We start from the raw sequence: 22,361 nt of genomic DNA on the forward strand, positions 1-22,361 counted from the left end.
GTTTTGTCCCCGGTTGAGGGCGATACGCCAACCCGGCCCAACGGGCCGAAAGAACATAGCCCAGGGCTGAGCGGAGCGATGCCCTGGGTGGCGTGCCGTTAGACGCCCCCATTTCACCGCGCCCTGAAAGGGCGCGAGAGGTCGCCAGAATCTCCCATTTCACCCACGCGACGTGAATCGCCAACCCGGCCCAACGGGGCGAAAGAACATAGCCCAGGGCTGAGCGGAGCGATGCCCTGGGTTGCGTGTCATGAGACGCCCACATTTCAACGCGCCCTGAAAGGGCGCGAGAGGCGTCCGAGTGCGGATGAGATGGATTGTGTGTCGGCATCGAATCAGGCAATGGATGGAAACGCGTTGCCGGTCATGGCTTCACCCTGAGTTTCCCCGTCAGCAGGCGCTGCATCAAGCCGCGCTTTTGCTGGTCGAGGGCGGTGCGTTGGGTGCGGAGGAGGGTGAGTTGCTGGTCGGCGGTGTCGAGGATGTCGCCGATCTTTTGCTGTTCCTCGATGGGAGGAAGTGGAAGTTCGATGTCGAGGAAGGCAGACTTGCTGAGGACTCGGTTGCGCCCGGCACCTCCGGGCGACGCCAGACCGCAATCGAAGACGAAACGGTGAGTGCGGATGTAGTGTCGAAAAAAGGATCGAGCAGCCTTGCCCTCTCGAAAGCCGAAGGCGGGGAAACGATGAGAGACAAGCGCACCATCCGCCTCTGGCGGCACGATGGCGGCAGCGCCTTCCCAGGCGAAGGTGATGTTCACCACCAAGTCACCCGTTTTCAGTTCAAAGAGTTCATCTAGGGCGATGTTGGCTGGAATAAAATCGTGTTTGAGAAACACGCCTTTGCCATGACTGCGAATGCCAGCGGCCAAAAACTTGCCTTGAGGTTTGGCGGTTGGTCTTGTGATGGGTTCAAGAACATCTCCAAGGCTGGCCGTCTTCCACTTCGCTTTGAAACCGGGGAAGCGCTTCTTGCCGGTGAGGAGCTGCTGCATGAGGGCCTGCTTGCGGCGCTCCTGGGCTTCGATGAGGGCGTCGAGCTGGGTCAGGGCCTCGTCCCAGGTGCTCAGGATGTCGGCGATCTTGCGTTGTTCGGGGAGGGGTGGGCTTGGTACTTCAATTTGCCGAAGGTCTTCCAAGGTAATCTCGCGAAAAGTGCTGCCTTTGCCGACTGCCAGAATGCGCCGCATCACTGGCGTGTGCCTCAATGCATAAAGGACATACCGACCATCATGCTTGTCCGAGACACTGATTCGAGCCGTGCCTTGCGTTAGGTTGGCTCCACGAAGAATCTCGGGGACGATGCTGGTCTCTCCAATGTTACCACGCAGAGAGAATACGATGTCGCCCGGCTCGACTACAGACCGGCTATACTTCGCTGCAATCATTGGGCTGGTTTTAAGTAGCTTTGTCTCGTCGATACGGCCGCCCACATCGGTGCTCCTAATGTAGGGCACGCCATCGAGCACATGTTCCCCTGCTTGCACAATGCCGTAAACGATAGGTTTTTCGGTCGGCACCAGTGAGTCCAAAGATCTGCTCTTGAATGGGCTTTTCATCATACCCCCAGCTCCTCTAGGTAAGCCTGCATCTTCCCGCGCACGGTGGCGAGTTCGGATTCGAGGCGGGTGATGTCGGCCTTCACGGTGTCGAGGTTGATCTCGGCCTCTTCCTCGAAGGTATCGACGTAGCGGGGGATGTTCAGATTGAAATCGTTGTCGGCAATCTCCTGCGGGGTGGCGCGGTAGGCGTACTTTTCCACCGTCTGGAAGGCCGCATAAGTGCTGACGATCTTCTGGACGTGCTCATCCGTGAGGACGTTCTGATTCTTGGCGTCCTTGTACTCGCGGGAGGCGTCGATGAAGAGGACATCGCCATGAGTCCTGCCTTTGTTGAACAACAGGATGGCGGCGGGGATGCCGGTGCCAAAGAAGAGATTGGCAGGCAGGCCGATGACGGCCTCCAGCAGATTTTCCTCGATGAGCTTTTGGCGAATTTTGCCCTCTGCTGCGCCGCGAAACAGCACGCCATGCGGCACGACGACGCCGACCTTGCCCGTGCCCTCGCGAGCGGTCTCGATCATGTGGGTGATGAAGGCCCAGTCGCCCTTCGACTTCGGCGGCAGGCCGCGATGGTAGCGATGGAAGGCGTCCTTCTCCGCGTCCTCCTGCCCCCATTTGTCGAGGGAGAAGGGCATGTTGGCGACGACGATGTCGAACTTCATCAACTGATCTTTCTCGACGAGGCGGGGATTGCGCAGGGTGTCGCCCCACTCGATGCGGAAGTTGTCCATGCCGTGGAGGAACATGTTCATGCGGCAGAGGGCGTGGGTGGTGCCGTTGCTCTCCTGGCCGAAGAGGGCGAAGTCGCGCTCATCGGCCTGGCGGCCCACTTTGATGAGCAGGGAGCCGGAGCCGCTGGTGGGATCGCAGATGGTGTTGCCTTTCTTGGGGGCCAGCAGCAGCGCCAGCAGCTTCGACACCTGACCGGGGGTGTAGAACTCTCCCGCCTTCTTCCCGGCATCGGAGGCGAAGCGCTCCAGCAGGTATTCATACACATTCCCAATGATGTCCTCCTCACCCACGACGGAGGGGCGGAGGTCGAGCCGTGGATCGGCGAAGTCTTGGAGCAGGAGCTTCAAGCGGGCATTGCGGTCCTTGGTCTGGCCGAGCTTGTTTTCGGAATTGAAGTCCACCTCACGGAAGACGCCTTCGAGCTTGGCCTTGTTGGCCTCCTCGATGCCGGCGAGGGCCACATTCATGCGCTCGCCGATGTCAGGCTCCGTGCGCTGGGCGTAGAGGCTGAGGAAGTCGCAGCCGTCCGGGAGCTGGAAGCGCTCGCGGGCGAGGCGGCGCTGCACGCGCTCGGCGTCGCCGTTGTATTCGCGCAGGTAGGCGTCGCGGTGGTCGCGCCAGACATCGGACAGGTATTTCCAGAACAGCATCACGAGGATGTAGTTCCGGTAGTTCTCAGCATCGACGACGCCGCGGAAGGTGTCGCAGGCACGCCAGGCGACGTCGTTGATTTCGGCTTGGTTGACTTTGGGCATGGCTTTTGAGAAGGGGAGACTTTGAGAAGAGGAGACTGGGAGACTAGGAACTGGCGGCGTGGAGCATGAGGCGCTGGGTGTAGCTGGCGCGTTTGAGGGCGAGTTCGGTGGCGAGCTGGCGCTCCTGAATGACGAGGGCATCGAGAGCGATGATGGTGGCCTGCTTTGCCAGGGGTGGCAATGGCAGCTCCAGCTCCAGCACATCCTTCCGCTGCAAGGTCTGGACGAGGGTGCCCTTCCGCCGCAGGGCGAAGTGTGCGGCAGCCACATCGGTGCGGAGGAACCACGCGAGGTAGTCGGCCCGGACCTTGGCCTCATGCGGGCGGATGATATAAAACTGCGCCCCGACGAGGACATTCGTGAGCGGCAGGTCATACACGTAAGCCGTGGTGCGGGTGCCGCGATTCGGCAGCAGGATGTCGCCACGGCGGAGGAAGTAGTCGGGCTTGATGTCATCTCCCGGCTCAAACTGAAGGAGGTCATCCGGCGTGAGATGGCCATCATTGGAGAGATCACTGATGCGGATCATGAAGCAGGACCCGTGGGGGACGGGACGTGTGGCGTCCCGCCCCCGCAGGGTGACCCCCATGCGGACATCGGCGATGCTGGCGATGGGGGTGGAGGTCATGGTGGGCACTCTTTAAGGCTGAGCAGGTTGTTCGGCTGGTCGCCGTCGTTGACCGTTTTCAGGTACTTGTTGCCTGCGGCGCTCTTCGCCACGACGACCCAGACGGAATCGCCATTCACACTGACCCAGAAACGCCACTTGCCCGACTCGATGCCTTGAATGGCCTGGTCGAGGGTGAGTTTTCAGGGGGTGCCGTCTGAGTTAAGACCGCCGACGTTTTGGATGCGCTCGTGCGCACTCGTGCGGTTGGTCTTGTTGATGCATTGGATGCGGATGTCTGTCATTTGGGGTCTATTTGGGTTTGGCGTTAAACACCCACCAGGCCAGTCACTGAAGGGAAGAAGTTGCACCGCGCCCTCCCAAGAGTTAGAATCCAGTTGCTAAGGCTGATCGTCGCTCTCGGGTGACATCGGTTCAAAAAGGCCCGGATTGCTGTTAAAGGCGGTTCGGGTTCTTTTTGGCTGACAAGGATAAGTCTATCATGGAGGTTTGTGAATGCAAGCCATTTCTTAATCACACTTGGCAATCGTGCAGATTCGCGAGGGGTTTAAGGTCACATCCTGGGCTTTTTGCCCAGAAAATCAGGTTGTTTCAACACACGGAGTGGTCGCTTCGTCCCGAGGATCGCGGTGTTTGAGATCATGGAGAGGCCGCTTCGGCCCGAGGATCGCGATGTTTAAGCTCATGGCGCGGTCTCCTCGTCCCGTGGACCGCAGTGTTTAAGCCCATGGAACGGACGCTTCGGCCCGAGGATCGCAGTGTTTAAGCCCATGGAGCGGTCGCTTCGGCCTGAGGACTGTGGTGTTTAAGTTCATGGCGCGGCCGCTTCGGCCCGAGGACTGCGGTGTTTAAGCTCATGGGGCGGTCGCTTCGGCCCGAGGACCGCAATGTCTGGGATCATGGAGCGGTGTCTTCAGCACGAGGAAGGCACGCTCGCAGCCAAGGGTGGCATAAGAGCGGCTTTGATCTAGGGTGTAATTTAGTTGAAAAACGGGTGATTTGAAGTCATGTTTTGAGCAATTGTCCACCGCAGTGAACGATCATCGGTGGCTGCCGGACCTCCCAACCCCCTGCCATGAAGAAGCTTCCGCCTGAACATGCGGTGCGTCTGGACGCGCTGGAGCGGCTGTATTTGGAACTGATGGGCCAGTATATCAACATGCTGCGCAACCGCCTGCGCAAAAGCCAGGAGGAGGTGGCGCTGGCGGCAGGTCTTTCTCGAACGGAAGTCCACAACATCGAGCACGGGCTGACGAATGAGAAAATCGGCACGATGCAACGCGTGTGCCGGGCGGTGCAGGTGTCCTATGGCGAGGTGGTGACCCATACCGATTACCTGATGGATCATCCCGAAGCCCGACCGCCGTCGGGTGCGCTGGAAACGCGGCGCGGGAAAAACCGAAAGGTTCACGCCACTGACGGTGATCGGGCGGGCGGGGTGTGATGTACTCCTGCCACATCCGATGACACCGTCATGCCTCTCCGCTTTGACTCCAGCCCACCGCTCCGCATGGACCAAGGGTTGCGATTCGACTCAGAGCCGGTGCCGTCTCCCTACCAACCGATTCGGAGGAACAAAGCCATGACCAAGTTCAAGCTCGAACTCAACAAGAAAAAGCCCGCAGACAAACTCACGCTGGGCAAGACGCACATCACCGCGATGACAGGCAACGCCAGCTACCCTGATGCCACTCGCGTACCCTCGGATGCACAGGTGGCGGTCGCCCAGGCTGATCTGGACACGGCCCAAAAGGATGTGGATGCCGCCGAGATCACCTGGAAGCAGAAAATCCAGATACGCGACCAGAAAGAAGGCGTCTGGGACACCGTGATCACCGCCCGGGCGAACCACTGCGAGGCAGTGACGCCGAACGACCTGGCCGCGCTGCAAAGCACGGGCTTCCCGCTGCGCAGCCCCGGCGCACCCATCGGCAGCCTGCCCGCACCGGGCGATCTACGCGCCACGGCGACTGACAACGAGGGCGTGGTGGATCTGCGCTGCGACGTGGTGCGTGGAGCGAGCAGCTACGAGTGGGAATGCCGCCCGCACGACACGCCCGGAGCGCCGTGGGCCGCCATCAAATCCAGCACAGCGGCGAAACTCCTCGTGACCGGCCTGACACCCGGCACGCTGTATGGCTTCCGCGTCCGCGCCGTCGGCAGCGCCGGTCCCGGAACGTGGAGTGATGAGGCGACGGAGCGTGCGCCGTGATCCAAGACAAGGAGAGGCATTTGCCAAGTGCTGGTGGGGGGAGACTCCCACAGGACTTGGCAAGTCCTGCTCCTTGGTGCCAAACCACCGTCAAACACCCCTTCACAAGCGGGACGCTTGTGCTACGCCATGCCCTTCGACCCCACCTATCCACCCACGAATGCCGAGATCGAGTCCGCGCCGCTGCGCGGACAGTTCAACGGCCTCAAGGATTTGATCGACACCATTCCCGTCGGGCCGCCCGGCCAGAACGGCAGCGATGGGACGAGCGTCACTGGCGCAGTGATCGACAACACGACCACGCTGAATCCCGGCAACCCGGCAGAGGCCAGCGTGAGCTGGGATGGTGCGAATGTGCGCTTCACCTTCGGGATACCCAGAGGTCAAGATGGCGTGAGCAGCCCGCCCATCACCAGCTTCATCGTCGATGGCGTGAACACGCTCAATCCTGGCGACAACGCGACGGTGCAGACCAGCTTTGACGGTGCCAGCGTTCGCATGCTATTCGGAATTCCAAGAGGCAGTGACGGCACGAATGGCAGCAACGGCAACGATGGTGGGCAAGGCCCGCCGTTCACGAACTTCATTGTCGATGGGGTGAACATGCTGAACCCGACTGATCCCGCCTCCGTGCAGTCGAACTTCGATGGCAACGCCGTGCGGATTATTTTCAATATCCCGCGTGGCTTTGCCGGCAACGATGGTGCGGCGGGAACGCCGGGCAGCAACGGCAGTGATGGTGCCCAAGGCCCGCCGTTCACGAACTTCATCGTTGATGGCGTGAACATGCTGAACCCGAGTGATCCCGCATCGGTGCAGACGACCTTCGATGGCAGCTTTGTGCACATGGTCTTTAACATCCCGCGTGGGTTTACCGGCAACGATGGTGGCAGTGGGCCGCAAGGTTCGCCCGGTGAGGTGACGAATGCGCAGCTCAGCAGTGCGATCAGTGGGACGAGCAACAACAGCAACGTGGTGAGCACACTGGATACGCCCTTTGCCAATGATCCACCGACGCTGGCTGATCTGGAGGTGATGCGAGCGAAGATGAACGAGCTGATCAACGCGCTGCGGCGGTAGGGGGCGGAAGTTTGCCATGGTTTGCCGTTGTTGAGGGCGCTGCCATTCTCCGTAGCACTACTGCGAAGGATGAAGCGCGCCGTTTGCAGTGGTTTTCAAACCATGGCAAACAACCGCCAACCACTGCAACCAACGGTCAACCATCGTCAACTTTCCGCATCGAGGACGAGTTCGAGTAGGAGGACGAGTAGGATGCCCAAGCCACTGCCAACAACCTGCCTGACATGAGGCGGGTCAGACGTGCAGCAGCGAAATGGCGACGCTGCCACCGAAACAGACATCCACATCGGAGCCGGGATCTCGCGGGCGTGAGGCATAGGAGGCGCTGTAGGCGTAGCCATGCTCGTTTTGGGTGTAGGCGACGTTCAATGGCGAGCGTGCGGGCGTGCAGAGGATGCGTGGTGGCAAGGCAGCATGAGTGGCGGGGAGGTGCGGGAGATTGATGTTCCAGAAAGTTCCTTCCGGCTGCGCCTTGGCATGTGTCTCCTGCAAAATTTCGGCGATCCATCGTGCAGTGCGCTGCCAATCGACCTGCAACTCACGAATCAGGTAATGGGAGAGCGCCATGGCGCGAATGCCGTGATACGCGGCTTCGCGGGCAGCGGCGACGGTGCCGGAGATGACGATGTCCTGGCCCATGTTGCCACCGGCGTTGATGCCGGAGAGCACGAGGTCGGGCTGCACATCGAGTGCGAACAAGGCGAGGCGCACGCAATCGGCAGGCGTGCCATGGACGGCGAAGCGCTGTGCGCCGTGCGGCTCCACTTTGAGATGCTGGTGCGTGGTGACGCGATGACCGCACTGACTTTGCTCAAAGGCTGGAGCGACGATGGTGAACTCCCAGCCGAGCTGTGTCACGGCGTCAGCGAGAGACTGCAATCCGGGCGCGGTGATGCCGTCGTCATTGGTGAGGAGGACGTGCATGGGTGGAATCATGGAGTGGTGGGAGGAAGGATGAGACAATCAGACTGTCAGACTGTCAGACTGCCAGACTGCCAGACAATCAGACAATCAGACAATCAGACTCTCCCAGTCTCCCTGTCTCTCAGTCTCTCAGTCTCTCAGTCTGAAAGTCTGAAAGTCTGAAAGTCTGATGGTCTGATGGTCTGATGCTCTCCGCTGGCGTGTCAGGCGAGGTCGAGGATGACTTTGCCGCTGCGTGAACCTTCCTGGGCGCGGGTGATGGCGTGGTTGAAATCGGCGAGGGGTACGATCTCGTCGATGGCGGTGACGAGGTCGCCGGTTTCGATGAGCGCGGTGAGCGGATCGAGCACTTCGTAGAGTTCGGGGGTGCTGGCCTTCTCAAACCATTTCGTGATCCACAGGCCGTGGAGCTGAAGATTTTTGAAGATGAGGAATTTGTTCGGTACTTTGAGGCTGCGGCGGCTCATCGCGCCATAGGTGACGTGAATGCCTTCAGGACTGAGCAGATCCATGAGGTGGATGGCGCTGTCGCCTCCGACGGCGTTGGTGGCGAGGCGTACGGGATCGCTGCCGATGATTTTTTTGGCCTCGGCGACGCCTTCATCGGTGTCGAGCACGACCGCATCGGCACCGAGGGATTTCAATTCATCGAATAGCTCAACGCGGCGGACGAAGTTGATTGTGCGCAGGCCGAAGTGATGCGCGAGCTGGATCAAGGCGCGGCCGACGCCGGAGTTGGCGGCATTTTGCGCCACCCAGGAGCCGGGTTTGAGATCGGTGTAGTGTTTGAGCAGCGCCCAGGCGGTGACGGGATTGATGCGGAGCATGCTGGCCTGCACGGCGTCGATCTGCGGCGGCAGTTTGGCGAAGTGATGCTCAGCGGCGGTGAGATGCTGCGTCCAGCAGCCGGTGCCGAGCAGCGGGATGACGACATCGCCTTTGGCGAGTGAGGTGACGGCGCTGCCGACGGCTTCGACCTCGCCACTGCCTTCATGACCGGGAATGCAGGGCGGATGCGCGGCGCGGCCATAGGTGCCTTCGATGAAGTTGATGTCTGCCGGGTTCACGGGCGCGTAACGCATGCGCACGCGGACTTCATGGCCTTCGGGAGCTGTGAGCGTGTGCTCTTTGAGCTGGAGGACTTCGGCGGGGCTGCCGGTGCGGTCGAATTGGAGGTGGCGGGAGGTCATGAGGGTGCGGTCAAGTGGTCAAGATGGTCAAGGAGGTCAAGCGTCGCGTGCGCTTGACTGCTTGAAGACTCTTCGGCCGTCTCAGTCCTTCACCGTCATGCGTGCCGCTGTGACGAGATCCATGAAGAGTTCGCGTTGTTCAGCGAGCGCGGCCACGGGATCACCATCGGGCATTTTATGGGCTTCGAGGCAGACGTGGCCTTCGTAGTCGATCTCGACGAGCAGTTTGGCGAGCTTGTCGAGCGGGTAGGTGCTGAGATTGACGCCGCGAATGTGAACGGTGTGGCCGAGGCGGTCTTTGACGAGGGCGAAGTTGGCCTCCAGTCCGGCGCCGATGAGGTCGGTGTCGTTGGAGTTCCAGCAGACGCGCACGTTGTCGCGGTCGGCGGCGTCCATGATGGTTTTGATGTGCGGCAGCTCGGAGCTGTCCTTGCCATGCACTTCGAGGCGAATTTCCTGGCCGAAGCCAATGGCATGATCGCCGAGTTCCGCGAGCGCCTTGCCGACTTGCACGAGCGTCTTCTCAATCGGTACGTCTTTGGGCAGCGCGTTGGGCTTCACCTTCACGCCGGTGCCGCCGATGTCATGGCTGAGCTTGATGAAAGCCTTGGCACCTTCGATGTTTTTCTTCAGTTCATCCGCATTGGGCGAGTGAAACTCGAAGTTGGTGCCCATGCCAAGGACATCGACGGGGGAGTCTTCAAAACGGCTGCGCACCTCCTTGCGCTGCTCGGGCGTGAGCGAGACATCGACCTTGTGCGCATGCTCGATGCGCAGTTCCACACCGAGCACCTTCGCGGTCTCGCAGTTTTTGATGAGCGTGGGCAGATCCCAGTCCTTGCCCCACTGGTAGGTGACGAGGCCGAACTGGATGTTCTCGCCCTTGTAAGTGAGCTTGGCATCAGCGGCGAAGGCTGAGGCGGCGCTGGCACCGAGGACGGTGTGAAGGAAGTGGCGGCGTGAGTTCATGGTGGGTGAGTGTGGCTGATGTAACGCACCGCTGGGTGCGATCATTGCAGCCGGCATTTCACACACCGCATTGATCAAAGTGCTCAGTGCTCAGTGCTCAGTGCTCAGTGCTCAGTGCTCAGTGCTCAGTGCTCAGTGCTCAGTGCTCAGTGCTCAGTGCTCAGTGCTCAGTGCTCAGTGCTCAGTTTCGAGTCAGCGTCTTTGGACTGAGCACTCAATGTCGTTAAGTTAAGGACAGCACATGAATGAATGCCGCAGATTCAGGAAAACCACAGATTAGACGATTCAGGCGAGAAATCTGCGGCTTCCCTGAATCTGCGGCAATCTCTTCTTAACTTAACGACATTGACTGAGAACTGAGCACTTCATGCCACACGAGGGTGTGAGAAATGCAGACTACTCGCCTTCCTTCACGGACTTTTGCGCGGCGATGTCCTTGCGGCGGAAGCCCTGCACTCGACCGTTGCCCTTGTAGAGATAGACCTTCTTCACATCCTCCAACCGCATCAGCAGCCAGGGGGAGAGCAGGTTGCGGCCGTTTTTGGTATAGACAATATTGTCAGCCAGATGGACGCAGGAGTGGTAGGCGTCGCCGGTGGTGTTGTCGAGGAAGAACAAAATGTCGCCGTATTGATAGGGTGGCTCCACGGGTGTGAACTGCTCCAGCACCTGGCTGGTGGCCAGGCGGGCGTCCAGCAGGTATTGGTGCGGCTCGAAGTTGAAGAAATTGAGCGAGGTCCAGTGGCAGTCCGGCATGATGCCGTATTTGGCCATGTCCAGGCCAGGGTAGGTGTACAGAAGCTTGCGGACTAACGCGGGTAGGACATGCACGAGCCCCAGATCATCGATCCCGTCGATTTCGACGATGGAGTTGATCAGCGGCTCCAAATCTTTGCGGCGGAGGCCTGCTCCGACCGTCCAGTAATTGATGATCTGTTCGGCGTTTGAGGTGCGGTCGAGTTTCATGCGCACCATCAGGGTGCGGGTGCGGGTGCAGGCCTTGAAGATGGTGCGCGCCTCGGAGTCCGACTGCGCGTAGTTCAGCAGGGCGGGAATATCGCTGAAAGCGATGGTTTCACCGCGCATGTAGCTGAGTTTTTGAATTTTTGCGATGAGTTCCGGGCGCAGTTTGCTGCCTTTGTACCATTCCTCGACGGTGGTGCCGATGATGAGGACCGGGTCCGCGTGGTATTCATTGGCCGGATCTTTGGCGAGTTCGCCATAAATGACCGCACGTGACTCCTGGGTGATGGCTTCAAGTTCAGCCAGAGGAGGGAAGAGATGAACATGCGTGCCCTCCTTGACCTGGGTTGTCGGGGACAGCAGTGCTGCGATCAACGATTTCGACAAGCCCGCCTTGGCAAACAACTCCGGCAGGGAGGCCAGAGAAGATTCCGGGAACGACCAGCGCGGGATCGGACTAGGCAGGGAAAAACCTTCGATCAGGCTTTTGGGGGCTTCGAGAAATACATAAGTACATTGCAGTTTGCCCCAGGGCCCAGGATTGGCGTCGAAGACGGAGATGGCCGGGGGGGCGGACTGGGCCTGCGGAGCCAGGAGGGTGTTCTGACCGAGATTGAGGCCGAGGTTTTCAGCGCTGGTGATCTGCCCTTGGGCGACGGTCAGCGACAGCGTGAAGAGGAGCAGGCCAGCCAGCCAGCCAGCGCCGGGCACAGCAGTACTGCGGCGTGAGGATCGACAGTTTGCTTGGAGCGATGACGGGACAAACGTGGTTGTGGGTGATGGCATTGGCTGGAAGGGCGCGGATGGTATGCGTACTCCGCGACAATTCATCCTGAAATTGTCATCACACTCGCTGCTAAAAATTGTTTGACGACAGCGAGTGCGCCGCATGAAGCCTACGCGCTGAACGCCCGGATCGCCGCAACTTTCACCTTGCGGGTGCCGTGCAGGGCTTCGGTCGGAAGGTCGAGTTCGTCGCCGACCGCCTTGCCGATGAGGGCTTTGGCAGACTCGGAGAGGTAGCTGATGATGTTTTTGTCCAGATCGCCGTCCCAGGCACCGAGGATGGTGGTGACTTCGGTGGCACCGGAGGCAAGATCCACGACATCCACCACGGTGCCGATGCCGACCTTGTCGGTCGGCACGTTGGCGAAGTCGGTGCCGCGGGCGTTGCGCAGCTCGCGCTCGAGCTTGCCCTGCATGCGCAGGAGCACGGACTGCTGGTCGCGGGCGGCTTTGTAGCCGCCATTTTCGCGGAGATCGCCTTCGTCGCGGGCGATCTGAATCTCACGCTTGTTGTCGGGAATCTTGACGTTGACGAGGTCTTCGAGTTCCGTCTTTTTCTTTTCCAGGCTGGCCCAGGAAACAATGAGGGAGTCGTCATGACGCGGGCCGGCGTTTTCGTCCATCATGGCTTCCATTTCAGGACGCACCTTGATGATGCGCGCCATCAGGGAGCGGCGGGTGAGTTCGTCAAAGAGTGAGCCGTTGATGAGGCGCTTGGAGAGCAGGCGCACATCTTCTTCTTCGGCATCGGCCACCATTTCGCCCAGCAGAGTCTTGTCATCCGACAGGAGATCCTGGAGGCGGCCGGTGCGTTTGGGGCCACCTTCCATGTGGTCGCTTTCGATGACGCCGAGGATGGCGTGACCGAGGTCGATGTCGAAGACGGATTCGGCGAGGCCTTTGCGCTCGCGGGCCATCCAGATGAGGAGGTCGGCGGAGAGCATGCGGTTGCGCAGGGATTTTTTCAGCGCCTCGGCCAGCACGTCGAGTTCATCATTCGCATCGAGCACGGTGGCGATTTCAGCGACGGCACGGCCGCCGGTCTTGGTGAGATGGTGCAGAATCTCAGGCACCCAGCCACGATTAGGGAAGGCTTCCGGGAAGGCGCGGTAAATGCGGCCCAGCAGACCGGCGGAGAGGCTCTTGATGGCATCGGCCAGCACTTCCTTGGTCTCGACGATGAGATCGGAAATCTTCATCGACCCCATCGGCGCGGTGGCTGCGAGGTTCTCGATGAGTTCGTCGCGGGCGAGGAGAAGCTGCAGGCATTCCTTGAGGTTGAGCTTCACGCTCTTGCGGGCGGAGTCGGAGATGTCCTGGAAGACGGGGATGAGATCCACCTTCGGATCACTGAACAGGTCGATGTCCTTCTGGATGCTGGCCAGCGTGGCGAGCTTGCCCTTCAAATCGCGCGAGGCGAGGAAGGCCTTCACCATCTGGGCACCGGCGTTTTCCGCCTGGTCACGCAGCACGAGGTTTTCGGTGCGCTTGGAGGGCACCACGATGTGGCGGTGTGTTTTGAGCGCGCGCTTGGCGCCTTCCCACCACTTCTTATAATCAGCGTCGCTGATGATGCGGCCCTTGAGCAGTTTTTCGAGCGCGTCGAGATGGAGGGAGTTGCCGCTGCTCTTGAGGGCGAGTTCGACGAGGCCGGGCGCATTTTTCGCGGCCATCTCCTTGAGCGTGTCCAGGTCGGTGAGGCGGCGGGCCATGATGTGATCCGCAGGAATGATCTCCAGCGAGGTGATGGCGAAGGACAGCTTCAGAGGATGGCCGGGCTTGCCTTCGAAGTCGATCAGCAGGCGGTCACCGAGCAAATCCCATTCGGTGATTTTGCCGACGCCCCAGCTTTTATGCACTGCGATGGTGCCGGGTTCGAGTTTGGAAAGTTTTTCGCCGTCAGCGGCAGGGAGCTTGCCTGCGGCCACAATGTTTTGCACCTCTGGATTCATGGGACGCTCAGACTAGACGGTGACAGGGTTTGAGCAAAGGAAACCTGCAAGCAATCACACGACTCACCACGCGAGGCACCAGAGGACTTTCAAGTAGCGGCCTTCGGGGCAGTTGGACATGATGGGATGGTCGGCGCCGGCCCCGGTGCGGTCGATGATTTGCAGGCGGCGTTTGTTGCGGTGCGCGGCGCGCATGACGATCTCTTCGAACTCGGCGACATCGAGCAGGCCGGAGCAGGAGCAGGTGACGAAGAGACCGCCGCGCCGCAGCAGGCCGAGGGCGACGGCGTTCATGTCGTAGTACTTGTTGCGGCCGAGCTGGCCTTCCTCGGGATCGCGGGAGAAGACGAGCTTGGGCGGATCGAGCACGATGGCGTCCCACAGCGCACCGTTCTGCTGCATCTGGCGGCCCCAGGTGAAGGTGTCGGCATGGACCCAGTCGATGCGGGTTTGATTCAAGTCGGCGTTCTTCTTGGCCTGGGCGATGGCTTTCTCATCGAGATCGACGCCGGTCACGTCCTCGCAGCCGCCGAGGACTTTGGCGCTGAGGGCGAAGCCGCCGGTGTAGCTGCACAGGTCGAGCACCCGACGGCCTCTGGCGAGATGCGCGAACTTGAGGCGGTTGTCGCGCTGGTCGCAGAAGAAGCCGGTCTTGTGGCCGTCCTCGAAGCTGACTTGATAGCGCACATTGTTTTCACGCACACGCACGCCGCGTGGCGCGGGATCGTCGGCCTCGGGCACGTCGGACCAGCGCATGTTTTCAATGCGGGCGATGTCGGGATCGACTTCGATGAGATGCTGCGAGGTGCCGAGCGCGGCATGCAGCTTCGGCAACCAGCGGCGCAGGCGACGCCATACGCCGAGCGTGGTGACTTCGATGGACAGCACGTCCGCGTAACGATCGACGATGAGGCCGCTGAGACCGTCGCCATCCGAATGCACGGCACGCCAGGCTTCGGAAGTTTCGTTGAGGCGCAGGGTTTTGAGGCGCAGATCGAGCGCGGCATCGACGCGGGCATCAAGCGCGTCCTCGGTGAGCACGTCTTCGCCATGCTGGATGACACGCAATGGCACGCGGGCCTTGGGATTGAAGAAGCCGCTGCCGAAAAGCTGGCCCTCCTTGTCATAGACGTTCACCAGATCACCGGGACCGGCGTCAGGCGAGACGGCGCGAATCATGTTGGGATACACCGCCGGATTGAAGGAGAAATACTTCATCTGCGCCCAGGGCCGCAGCCAGTCGCCGCTGTCTGGCGGCGGCGTGGTGCTCGGGGGGGCGGATTCGCGGCGGGGGTAACGCGGGTCAGGGGGCGGCATGGGGGAGTTTGCGGTGGTTTACCATTGTTTGCAGTTGTTTGCCGTTGTTTGCAATGGTTGAAGGTGCGCTTCCATTCTCCGTAGCACTACTGCGAAGGATGAAGCGCGGGCGTTGACGATGGTTTGCAATCGTGGAAGGCAGATGGTTTGATCGTCAACCACCGCAAACAACGGCAAACCATTGTCAGCCACGGCAAACCTCTTCACGGACCTTTTCCCGCTGGCATGGGCGTCGCTCCCCGTTTAGGTACCGCTGCATTCCGCGCCCCCTCTCATGGCCTCTGACAAGCCCGTTACTCTCAAAGACCTCACGATCCTCAACAAAGAACACCTGCCCGCAGGTGGCGGGTTCATGATTCTGCCCAGCCAGCTCGGTTATTTTGACCTGCTGCGGCTGGAACTCGTGCTGGAGGCGCGGGAGATCATTTATCTGGTGAAGAAAGGCGCGGCGCTGCATCCGCTGCTGCGAGCGCATCTGGAGCGCGATACGGTACACGCCATGGAATTCACACCGGGGGAGACGGAGATGTCCGCGTACCTCCAGGCGATGAAGGATGCCGCCAAGAGCGGTGCGGTCATCATCTATCTGCCCGCCGAGGCGGCCACGATGACCTCGCCCATGACCACGGTACCCGGCGCGAAGCTGGAATTCCTGCTCAAGGCCGAAATCCCCTTGCTGCCCTTGTTTGTGCATCGCCGTCAGGACACCGCTTTGCCGATCGAACGCCGATACACCGATGCGGAGACGATCTTCAACTTCGGCAAGCTCCTGCAAGGCCCGGACGTGAATCTGGCCACCTATCAGGAGTGCCTGCTACAGTTGTCCGAGCAAAGCATCAACGAGTGTCCCGCGCTTGAACTCAGCCTCGGCTATGCCCTGATCCAGGGCTTCAAAAGGTTCGGCACACGCAACAGCGTCGTCGATGGCAAGGACGACAAGGTGGTGCGGTTTGACAAGGTCTTCGCCACCGCGCTGGCGCTTTCCCAGGTGGTGCGGCGCGAGACAAAACTGCCCCGCGTCGGCATTATCCTGCCACCGGGCTTGGGCGGCCTCATTTGCAATGTGGCGGTCATCTTGGCCGGGAAAATTCCGGTGAACCTCAACTTCACCGCCGGACGTGCCGCCATCGACAGCTCCATCCGCCAGAGCGGCATTGACCGCTTTCTTACCGCAGACATTTTTGTGCGCAAGATGCAGAGCTTCCCCTGGCCGCCGAGCAAGCAGCTCGTGCTCATCGAACGCATCCTGCCGAAGTTGAAATTCTCGATCGTGAAGTGGCTCCTGCTCAGCAAGACGCTGCCGGCGGCGGTGCTCGCCGCTTTGCTCGGCATCGCGAAGAAAGGCGGCAACAGAGAGGCGCTGCTGCTGTTCACCAGCGGCAGTTCCGGTGCGCCGAAGGGCGTGGTGCTCTCGCACCGCAACCTGCTTGCCAATGTCATGCAGTTCGGCAGCCGCCTCGGCATGCAGAGCAATGACGGCATCCTTGGCTGCCTGCCGCTGTTTCACAGCTTCGGCTCCACCGTCACGCTGTGGTTTCCGATCATCTACGGACTGCATCTCGTCACCTATCCCACGCCGCTGGAGGTGAAGAAGCTCGCTGAACTCATCGAGAAATACCGCGTCACGCTCATGATCGCCACGCCCACCTTCTTGCGCGGCTATCTGCGCGGCGTGAATCGTGAGCAGCTCGCTTCCATCAAGCTCTGCGTCACTGGCGCGGAAAAACTGCCACGCAGCGTGGCCGATGCGTTTGAAACCCGCTTTGGCAAATGCGTGCTGGAAGGCTACGGCCTCACGGAAACTTCCCCCGCCTCCAATTTGAACCTGCCCGATCCCGAACCGCTCGGCGACGAGGAGAACGGCTACGTCTGGCTGCCCAGCCATCGTCAAGGCTCCGTCGGTCATGTCGTGCCGGGCATGGCGGTGCGCATCACCAACCCTGACACTGGCAAGCCGGTGCCGATTCATCAGAGCGGCATGATCTGGTTCAAGGGGGCGAATGTCTTTGCAGGCTACCTCAACGATCCCAAGCGCACCGCCGATGTGCTGCAGGACGGCTGGTTCCGCACCGGTGACATCGGCCGCCTTGATCTCGACGGCTTCCTTTACATCGAAGGCCGTCTCAGCCGCTTCTCCAAGATCGCCGGCGAAATGGTGCCCCATGAAACCGTCGAAGAAGCGCTCGTCAAAGCCATGGGGCTCGAAAACGAAGCCGTGCGCAAGATCGCCGTCGTCGGTGTTCCCGATGTGGATCGTGGCGAAGCCTTGATCCTCCTCACCAGCATTCCCGGCGGCCCTGAGCATCAGGAAATCCTCGATCTGCGCTACCGCCTGCTCGACAAAGGCATGCCGCCGCTGTGGATTCCCAAAAAGATGATCCGCGTCAGCGACATCCCCGTGCTCGCCTCCGGCAAACTCGATGTGCAGAGCTGCGAGAAGATCGCCAAGGCAGGGATGTGAGATTCTCGTTTATTTCTCGAAGGCGAGGGCGGCCATTTCGCGGTAGTAGCCGGAGGAGTGGAGGAGTTCGTCGTGCGTTCCCTGCGCGAGGATGCGGCCCTGGTGGAGGACGTAGATGACGTCGGCGGCGATGATGGTGCTGAGGCGGTGGGCGATGATGAGGCTGGTGCGGTTGGCGCGGAGTTTGGTGAGCGCTGCCTGAATGAGGTGCTCGGATTTCACATCGACGGACGAAGTGGCTTCATCGAGGAGCAGGATCGGCGCGTTTTTGAGGAAGGCGCGGGCGAGAGCGAGGCGCTGGCGTTCGCCGCCGCTGAGCAGGACGCCGCGTTCGCCGACTTCGGCGTCGAGACCTTCGGGAAGGCGTTTCACGAAGTCTTCGGCACAGGCATCGCGCAAGGCGGCCCACAATTGATCATCGGTAGCGGCAGGATTGCCGAGATGGAGGTTCTCGCGGACGGTTCCAGCGAACAGGAAGGCTTCCTGCGTGACGTAGGCGAGCGACTGGCGCAGTGAGCGCTTGCTGAGATTTTGCAATGGCGTGCCGTCGAGCGTGATGGTGCCACTTTGCGGATCGTAGAAACGAGTGAGGAGCTGGAACAGCGTGCTTTTGCCGGAGCCGGTGCTGCCGACGATGGCAATGGTTTGATGACGGTCGGCGCGGAATGAAACCTCATGCAGTACGGGTTTGTCTTCGCGATAAGCGAAGGAGACTGAGCGGAATTCGATGTCGCCGCGCACGGTTTGAAGCTGCGTGCCTGTTTCGAGGTCTTCCTCGGTTTCATTGTCGAGGATGGCGAAGACGCGTTTGGCGGCGGCAAGGCCGTTGAGCAGGGTTTGATTGACGCCGTGGAGGCGGGCGATGGGTTCGTAAAGGAAACCGACGAGCAGGATGAACTGCATCAACTGGCCGGGCGTCATATGGCCCTGCACGCACCACCAGGAACCGGCCATGAGCAGCAGCACGAGGCCACCATTGCCCAGCAGTGTCATGGACGGCGCATAAAACGCCCATGCAGCCATGAGGCGGGTTTGTTTGTCTTTGAGCGCATTGCTGGCGCTCAGAAAACGAGACTGGCGTGTTTCTTCGGCGGTGAAGCTCTTGAGCTGGCGGATGCCGGTGATGGTGTCGTGCAGCGTTGCGTTGAGGGTGCTCGTCGCTTCGCGGGCGGCGGTGGCGCGTGGGGACACCCAGCGGGAGTAGATCCACCCTCCGGCGGCAATGAGCGGTGTGGGAGCGAGCACGATCAAAGCGAGCTTGGCATCCGCGATGAGCATGACGATGGCGGTGACGATGATTTGCAGCACGGCGGTGAGGCCCTGCTCGATGCCTTCAAGGATGACGCGCTGCGTGGCGGGCACGTCGTCGGCGAGTTTGGTGAGGATGTCGCCGGTGCTTTGATGATCAAACCAACGCAGCGGTAGCAGTTCGACCTTGTGATGAAGTTGAGCGCGCAGATCGGTGATCAGGCGCTGTTCGAAGGAGCAGTTTACTCGCGTGCGGAAGTAAAATAGGCCTTCGCGTAATGTGAACGCGAATAACGCGAGGCCGCCGGCCTGCCAGATGAGATCGCTGCGCTTCTGCGGGATGATTTCATCCATGAACCAACGCACGACGCCGGGAAACACAAAGATGAGTGCGGTGCCGGCGACAGCGAGTGCGAACTGCCACGCGGCGATGCGCCAGTGGCCGCGTGCAAACGCCAGCAGACGACGCAGCGCGCTGCGATTGGTCATTGGCTCGGGCTTGGCGTCCATGGGAGTGATCTGCCCTGCATTACTCATATGCAGTCAGCAGCGGCGCGGGATTGTAGCGCGGAATTCCGATTCCGCGAAGGTGCCGACTCGGTATCGGAATACCGAGCTACAAAAAATGCAGCCGACACGCTGTGACACATTCACAAGAGAGTGTGGAAGCTGCGGGCTAGACGAGCAAGCTGGAGACCGGATTCAGCCGACGAGGTGAACCTGCGGCATCGGGACGATGAATTTGCCGCCGCGGGCGAGGAAGTCGGTTTCGCGCTTGAGGAACTCGGGCATGAAGTGCCAGGGGAGCACGAGGTAGTAGTCGGGCTTGGCGGCGCGGGATTCTTCCTCCGAGATGATCTTGATCTGCGTGCCGATGGTGTAGCTGCCCCACTTGATCGGATTGCGATCGGCGATGGCGGAGACGAGATCGGGCGTGACGTTGCAGAACTGCAGCGTGGTGCTGCCTTTGGTGGAAGCGCCGTAGCCGTGAACGATTTTGCCTTCGGCCTTGGCCTTCTTGAGGAAGGCGGTGAGGTCGGTGCGGATGCGCTCGATATTTTCACGGAAGACGGCGTAGGGCGCGTCGCTGTCGATCGCCATTTCAAATTCGCGGATGCGGAGTTCCTGCACGCGTGCGGCGGCTTCAGCACTGGGTTTGACCTGGCCAGCGTTGGCGACGACGAGGCGGAAGCTGCCGCCGTTCACGTCATTGAGATGCACGTCGATGACTTCGAGGCCGTGGTCGCCGAAAAGGCGCTCCAGCACGGCGAGCGAGTAGTATTCCAAGTGCTCGTGGCAGATGGTGTCGAAGCTGTTGATGTCGAGCATCGCGGGCAGGTAGCTCTGCTCGAGAATCCAGATGCCGTCACTGGCAAGCACGTCGGCGATGTCCTGCACGAAGGCGTGCGGGTTCTCCAAATCGTAGAACATGGAGATGCTGGTGACGACGCGGGCTTTTTCGGTGGTGTGGACGCTCTTGAAGGCGCGTGCGGTGAAGAAGTCATTCACAACCTCGAAGCCTTTTGCGCGAGCTTTGAGCGCCACGTCGGAGGGATCGATGCCGATGTGGCGAAGGCCTTGCGTTTTGTAGCTGGAGAGGAGCGTGCCGTCGTTGCAACCGATGTCGAGCACGATGTCCTTGGCTTTGAGAGCGACAGTCTGTTCGACGAGCTGAGTGATGCCTGAGAGGTTGTCGATCATCGACTGGTTGATGCCAGATTCGTAGTAGTAGCGATGGTAGAGCACCTTCGGCGGCACGGAGTGGCGCATCTGCACGAGACCACAGGCGTTTTCATCCTGGGAGGGGTCGCAGCGCACGAGATCGAGCGGGACCTTGCGCTTGATGAGGGCGCTGCCATCAGCGCTGGCGAGGACTCCACCGATGAATTGATCGCCGAGACTGACGACGGGCGTGAGACTGCGCGAGCCGCAGATGCGGCAGGTGTTACGGGTGATGAGGACGGGGCGGAAAGCTTGAATTGCCATTAGGTCAATTGGCATTGATGCGCGGACGTGTCCAGCCGGAGTTCATGCCTTGCAGCTTAGACACGGGCGGTGGCACGATTGTCCAGGAACCACTGGTAGGTGGCGGCGATGCCCTGACGAAAATCAGTCGTTGCCTTCCAGCCGAGCTGTTCCATGCGGCTGATGTCGAGCAAGCGGCGCGGATTGCCATCCGGCTGCGTGGTGTCCCAAAGGATTTCGCCTTGATAACCGATGATCTCGCGAATGATCTCCGCTACTTCACGAATGCTGATTTCCCAGCCGCAGCCGATGTTGATGATGTCGGCGCTGCTGTAGTTTTCGAGGAGGAAGGCGCAGGCGGAGGCGAGATCATCGACGAAGAGGAACTCGCGCTTCGGATTGCCGCTGCCCCAGAGTGTGACAGTCGGTGTGTCGTGAAGTTTGGCCTCGTGGAAGCGGCGGATGAGCGAGGGCAGGACGTGCGAGTGCTCGGGATCGAAGTTGTCGAAGGAACCGTAAAGGTTGGCGGGCATGCCGCAGATGAAATCACGGCCATACTGGTGGCGATAGCCCTGGCAGAGCTTGATGCCGGCAATTTTGGCAACGCCATACGGCTCGTTGGTGCTTTCCATCGGCCCGGTGAGCAGGCTGTCTTCGCGAATGGGCATCGCAGCAGCTTTGGGATAGATGCAGGTGCTGCCCAGGAAGAGCACTTTCTTGGTATCGTAACGGTGTGCTGCGGAAAGGACGCTGTTTTGAATCTGCAGGTTGTTCAGAAGGAAATCGACCGGGTGCGTGTAGCTGGCCTTGATGCCGCCGACGGTGGCGGCGGCAAGAATCACCTGGTCTGGCTGCTCTGTTGCAAAGAAGGCTTCCGTGGCGTGCTGATCGCGCAGATCAAGTTCCGCACGCGTGCGTGTGATGATCTGCCATTCGGGTTTGCTGGCGTAGTGACGCAGCAGTGCGCGGCCGACGAGACCTTGGTGACCGGTGATGAAAAGCTTTCCGCCTGATGAAGACATGCATGGATGCCTAGCGGATGTGCCTGCGGTGTCCAGCACTGGTTCAACTTCATCTGTGTGCCATGATGAAGTGGCGACCCCTACGAGAATCGAACTCGTGTCGCATCCGTGAAAGGGATGTGTCCTAACCGCTAGACGAAGGGGTCTTTTTTACTCGGGTTGAGCGGGCCGGGATAGTGCGTTCAATGCGTGATTGCGCAAGAGAAAATTCAAGGTGTGTGAAATTCGTTCGTGGAACAACGACAGCATGCGTTTTTTCGGCGTGATCGAAGTGCATTGTTTGATTGCAACGCTGTGGGCAATGCCAGCACTTGGCCTCAAGTCTGCTGAACAAACATTCAAACCAAGAAAGCAGATGAAAAAATCTTGAACTGTTGTGCCGCAATACTTAAGATCGCCTAATTAACGCAAATGCCGGGGTATTCATTTATAAAAACTAGATTTTTCATACAGACTTGCTACTTTGCTGAGTCGGTCCGCTCCATTCTCCGATGAGTTTTTCGTTCCGAAGTTTGTTTCAGCGTGGCACCGGTTCTGATGAGCCGGTGCAGGGCGCTCATCAACACTTCGCACGGAGTCATCCGGGCATGGCTGGC

17 protein-coding genes, 1 tRNA gene and 1 pseudogene are annotated in these 22,361 nt (G+C 60.2%); 5 read left to right on the forward strand and 14 right to left on the reverse strand.

Annotated features, from left to right (window positions below; all coding sequences use genetic code 11):
* Window positions 1-364: 364 nt before the first annotated feature.
* The 4 genes and pseudogenes from ACKVY0_RS26860 to ACKVY0_RS26875 form a co-directional block, all read right to left on the reverse strand.
* Window positions 365-1,561, reverse strand: coding sequence for a restriction endonuclease subunit S (locus tag ACKVY0_RS26860; RefSeq protein WP_409217954.1), 1,197 nt, complete (start codon window positions 1,559-1,561; stop codon window positions 365-367).
* Window positions 1,558-3,048 (reverse strand): N-6 DNA methylase, encoded by a 1,491-nt coding sequence (locus ACKVY0_RS26865; protein WP_409217955.1) that lies wholly within the window; start codon window positions 3,046-3,048, stop codon window positions 1,558-1,560. Before ACKVY0_RS26865 ends, ACKVY0_RS26860 begins: the two co-directional genes overlap by 4 nt.
* A gap of 43 nt (window positions 3,049-3,091) precedes the next feature.
* Window positions 3,092-3,676 (reverse strand): hypothetical protein, encoded by a 585-nt coding sequence (locus ACKVY0_RS26870; RefSeq protein WP_409217956.1) that lies wholly within the window; start codon window positions 3,674-3,676, stop codon window positions 3,092-3,094.
* A pseudogene (locus ACKVY0_RS26875) lies at window positions 3,673-3,846 on the reverse strand (DUF3892 domain-containing protein); the annotation flags it as partial. The gene ACKVY0_RS26870 and the pseudogene ACKVY0_RS26875, both read right to left, overlap by 4 nt.
* Window positions 3,847-4,751: 905 nt before the next feature.
* On the opposite strand from ACKVY0_RS26875, the gene ACKVY0_RS26880 reads away from it, so the two are divergent.
* The 3 genes from ACKVY0_RS26880 (at window position 4,752) to ACKVY0_RS26890 (ending at window position 6,968) form a co-directional block, all read left to right on the forward strand.
* A complete protein-coding gene (locus ACKVY0_RS26880; RefSeq protein WP_409217957.1) occupies window positions 4,752-5,120 on the forward strand; it encodes a helix-turn-helix domain-containing protein in 369 nt (122 codons plus the stop codon).
* A gap of 30 nt (window positions 5,121-5,150) precedes the next feature.
* Entirely contained in the window at window positions 5,151-5,888 is a 738-nt protein-coding gene (locus ACKVY0_RS26885; RefSeq protein WP_409217958.1) for a fibronectin type III domain-containing protein, read from the forward strand.
* 129 nt (window positions 5,889-6,017) lie between these two features.
* On the forward strand, window positions 6,018-6,968 hold the full coding sequence (locus tag ACKVY0_RS26890) for a hypothetical protein (protein WP_409217959.1): 951 nt from the start codon (window positions 6,018-6,020) through the stop codon (window positions 6,966-6,968).
* A gap of 234 nt (window positions 6,969-7,202) precedes the next feature.
* Here ACKVY0_RS26890 and surE read toward each other — a convergent pair whose 3' ends face one another.
* From surE to ACKVY0_RS26920, 6 genes are all read right to left on the reverse strand, one after another.
* Window positions 7,203-7,892, reverse strand: coding sequence for a 5'/3'-nucleotidase SurE (gene surE, locus ACKVY0_RS26895; protein WP_409217960.1), 690 nt, complete (start codon window positions 7,890-7,892; stop codon window positions 7,203-7,205).
* 203 nt (window positions 7,893-8,095) lie between these two features.
* On the reverse strand, window positions 8,096-9,082 hold the full coding sequence (locus tag ACKVY0_RS26900; RefSeq protein ID WP_409217961.1) for an MDR family NADPH-dependent oxidoreductase: 987 nt from the start codon (window positions 9,080-9,082) through the stop codon (window positions 8,096-8,098).
* A gap of 81 nt (window positions 9,083-9,163) precedes the next feature.
* Window positions 9,164-10,051, reverse strand: a complete 888-nt coding sequence (locus tag ACKVY0_RS26905) for a sugar phosphate isomerase/epimerase family protein (protein WP_409217962.1) — start codon at window positions 10,049-10,051, stop codon at window positions 9,164-9,166.
* Between the two features lie 396 nt (window positions 10,052-10,447).
* Window positions 10,448-11,800, reverse strand: a complete 1,353-nt coding sequence (locus ACKVY0_RS26910) for a hypothetical protein (RefSeq protein WP_409217963.1) — start codon at window positions 11,798-11,800, stop codon at window positions 10,448-10,450.
* A 110-nt stretch (window positions 11,801-11,910) separates the two neighbouring features.
* On the reverse strand, window positions 11,911-13,752 hold the full coding sequence (locus tag ACKVY0_RS26915; RefSeq protein WP_409217964.1) for a GreA/GreB family elongation factor: 1,842 nt from the start codon (window positions 13,750-13,752) through the stop codon (window positions 11,911-11,913).
* Window positions 13,753-13,815: 63 nt separating this feature from the next.
* The gene (locus ACKVY0_RS26920; protein ID WP_409217965.1) at window positions 13,816-15,069 is read right to left on the reverse strand and encodes a class I SAM-dependent rRNA methyltransferase; all 1,254 of its coding nucleotides are present in this window, start codon (window positions 15,067-15,069) and stop codon (window positions 13,816-13,818) included.
* 274 nt (window positions 15,070-15,343) lie between these two features.
* Between ACKVY0_RS26920 and ACKVY0_RS26925 the strand changes: the two genes are divergently transcribed.
* Window positions 15,344-17,530, forward strand: a complete 2,187-nt coding sequence (locus ACKVY0_RS26925) for an AMP-binding protein (protein WP_409217966.1) — start codon at window positions 15,344-15,346, stop codon at window positions 17,528-17,530.
* A 9-nt stretch (window positions 17,531-17,539) separates the two neighbouring features.
* Here the strand turns inward: ACKVY0_RS26925 and ACKVY0_RS26930 are convergent, their stop codons facing one another.
* The 4 genes from ACKVY0_RS26930 to ACKVY0_RS26945 form a co-directional block, all read right to left on the reverse strand.
* On the reverse strand, window positions 17,540-19,288 hold the full coding sequence (locus ACKVY0_RS26930) for an ABC transporter ATP-binding protein (RefSeq protein ID WP_409217967.1): 1,749 nt from the start codon (window positions 19,286-19,288) through the stop codon (window positions 17,540-17,542).
* Window positions 19,289-19,480: 192 nt separating this feature from the next.
* Complete coding sequence (locus ACKVY0_RS26935; RefSeq protein ID WP_409217968.1) at window positions 19,481-20,764, reverse strand: class I SAM-dependent methyltransferase; 1,284 nt, start codon at window positions 20,762-20,764, stop codon at window positions 19,481-19,483.
* Window positions 20,765-20,820: 56 nt separating this feature from the next.
* A complete protein-coding gene (locus ACKVY0_RS26940) occupies window positions 20,821-21,765 on the reverse strand; it encodes a GDP-L-fucose synthase family protein (protein ID WP_409217969.1) in 945 nt (314 codons plus the stop codon).
* Window positions 21,766-21,836: 71 nt separating this feature from the next.
* A tRNA-Glu gene (locus ACKVY0_RS26945) sits at window positions 21,837-21,911 on the reverse strand.
* Window positions 21,912-22,012: 101 nt separating this feature from the next.
* Between ACKVY0_RS26945 and ACKVY0_RS26950 the strand changes: the two genes are divergently transcribed.
* Window positions 22,013-22,135 (forward strand): hypothetical protein, encoded by a 123-nt coding sequence (locus ACKVY0_RS26950; protein ID WP_409217970.1) that lies wholly within the window; start codon window positions 22,013-22,015, stop codon window positions 22,133-22,135.
* Window positions 22,136-22,361: the final 226 nt, after the last annotated feature.

The organism is Prosthecobacter sp., assembly GCF_046154365.1.
Lineage (GTDB): Bacteria > Verrucomicrobiota > Verrucomicrobiia > Verrucomicrobiales > Verrucomicrobiaceae > Prosthecobacter.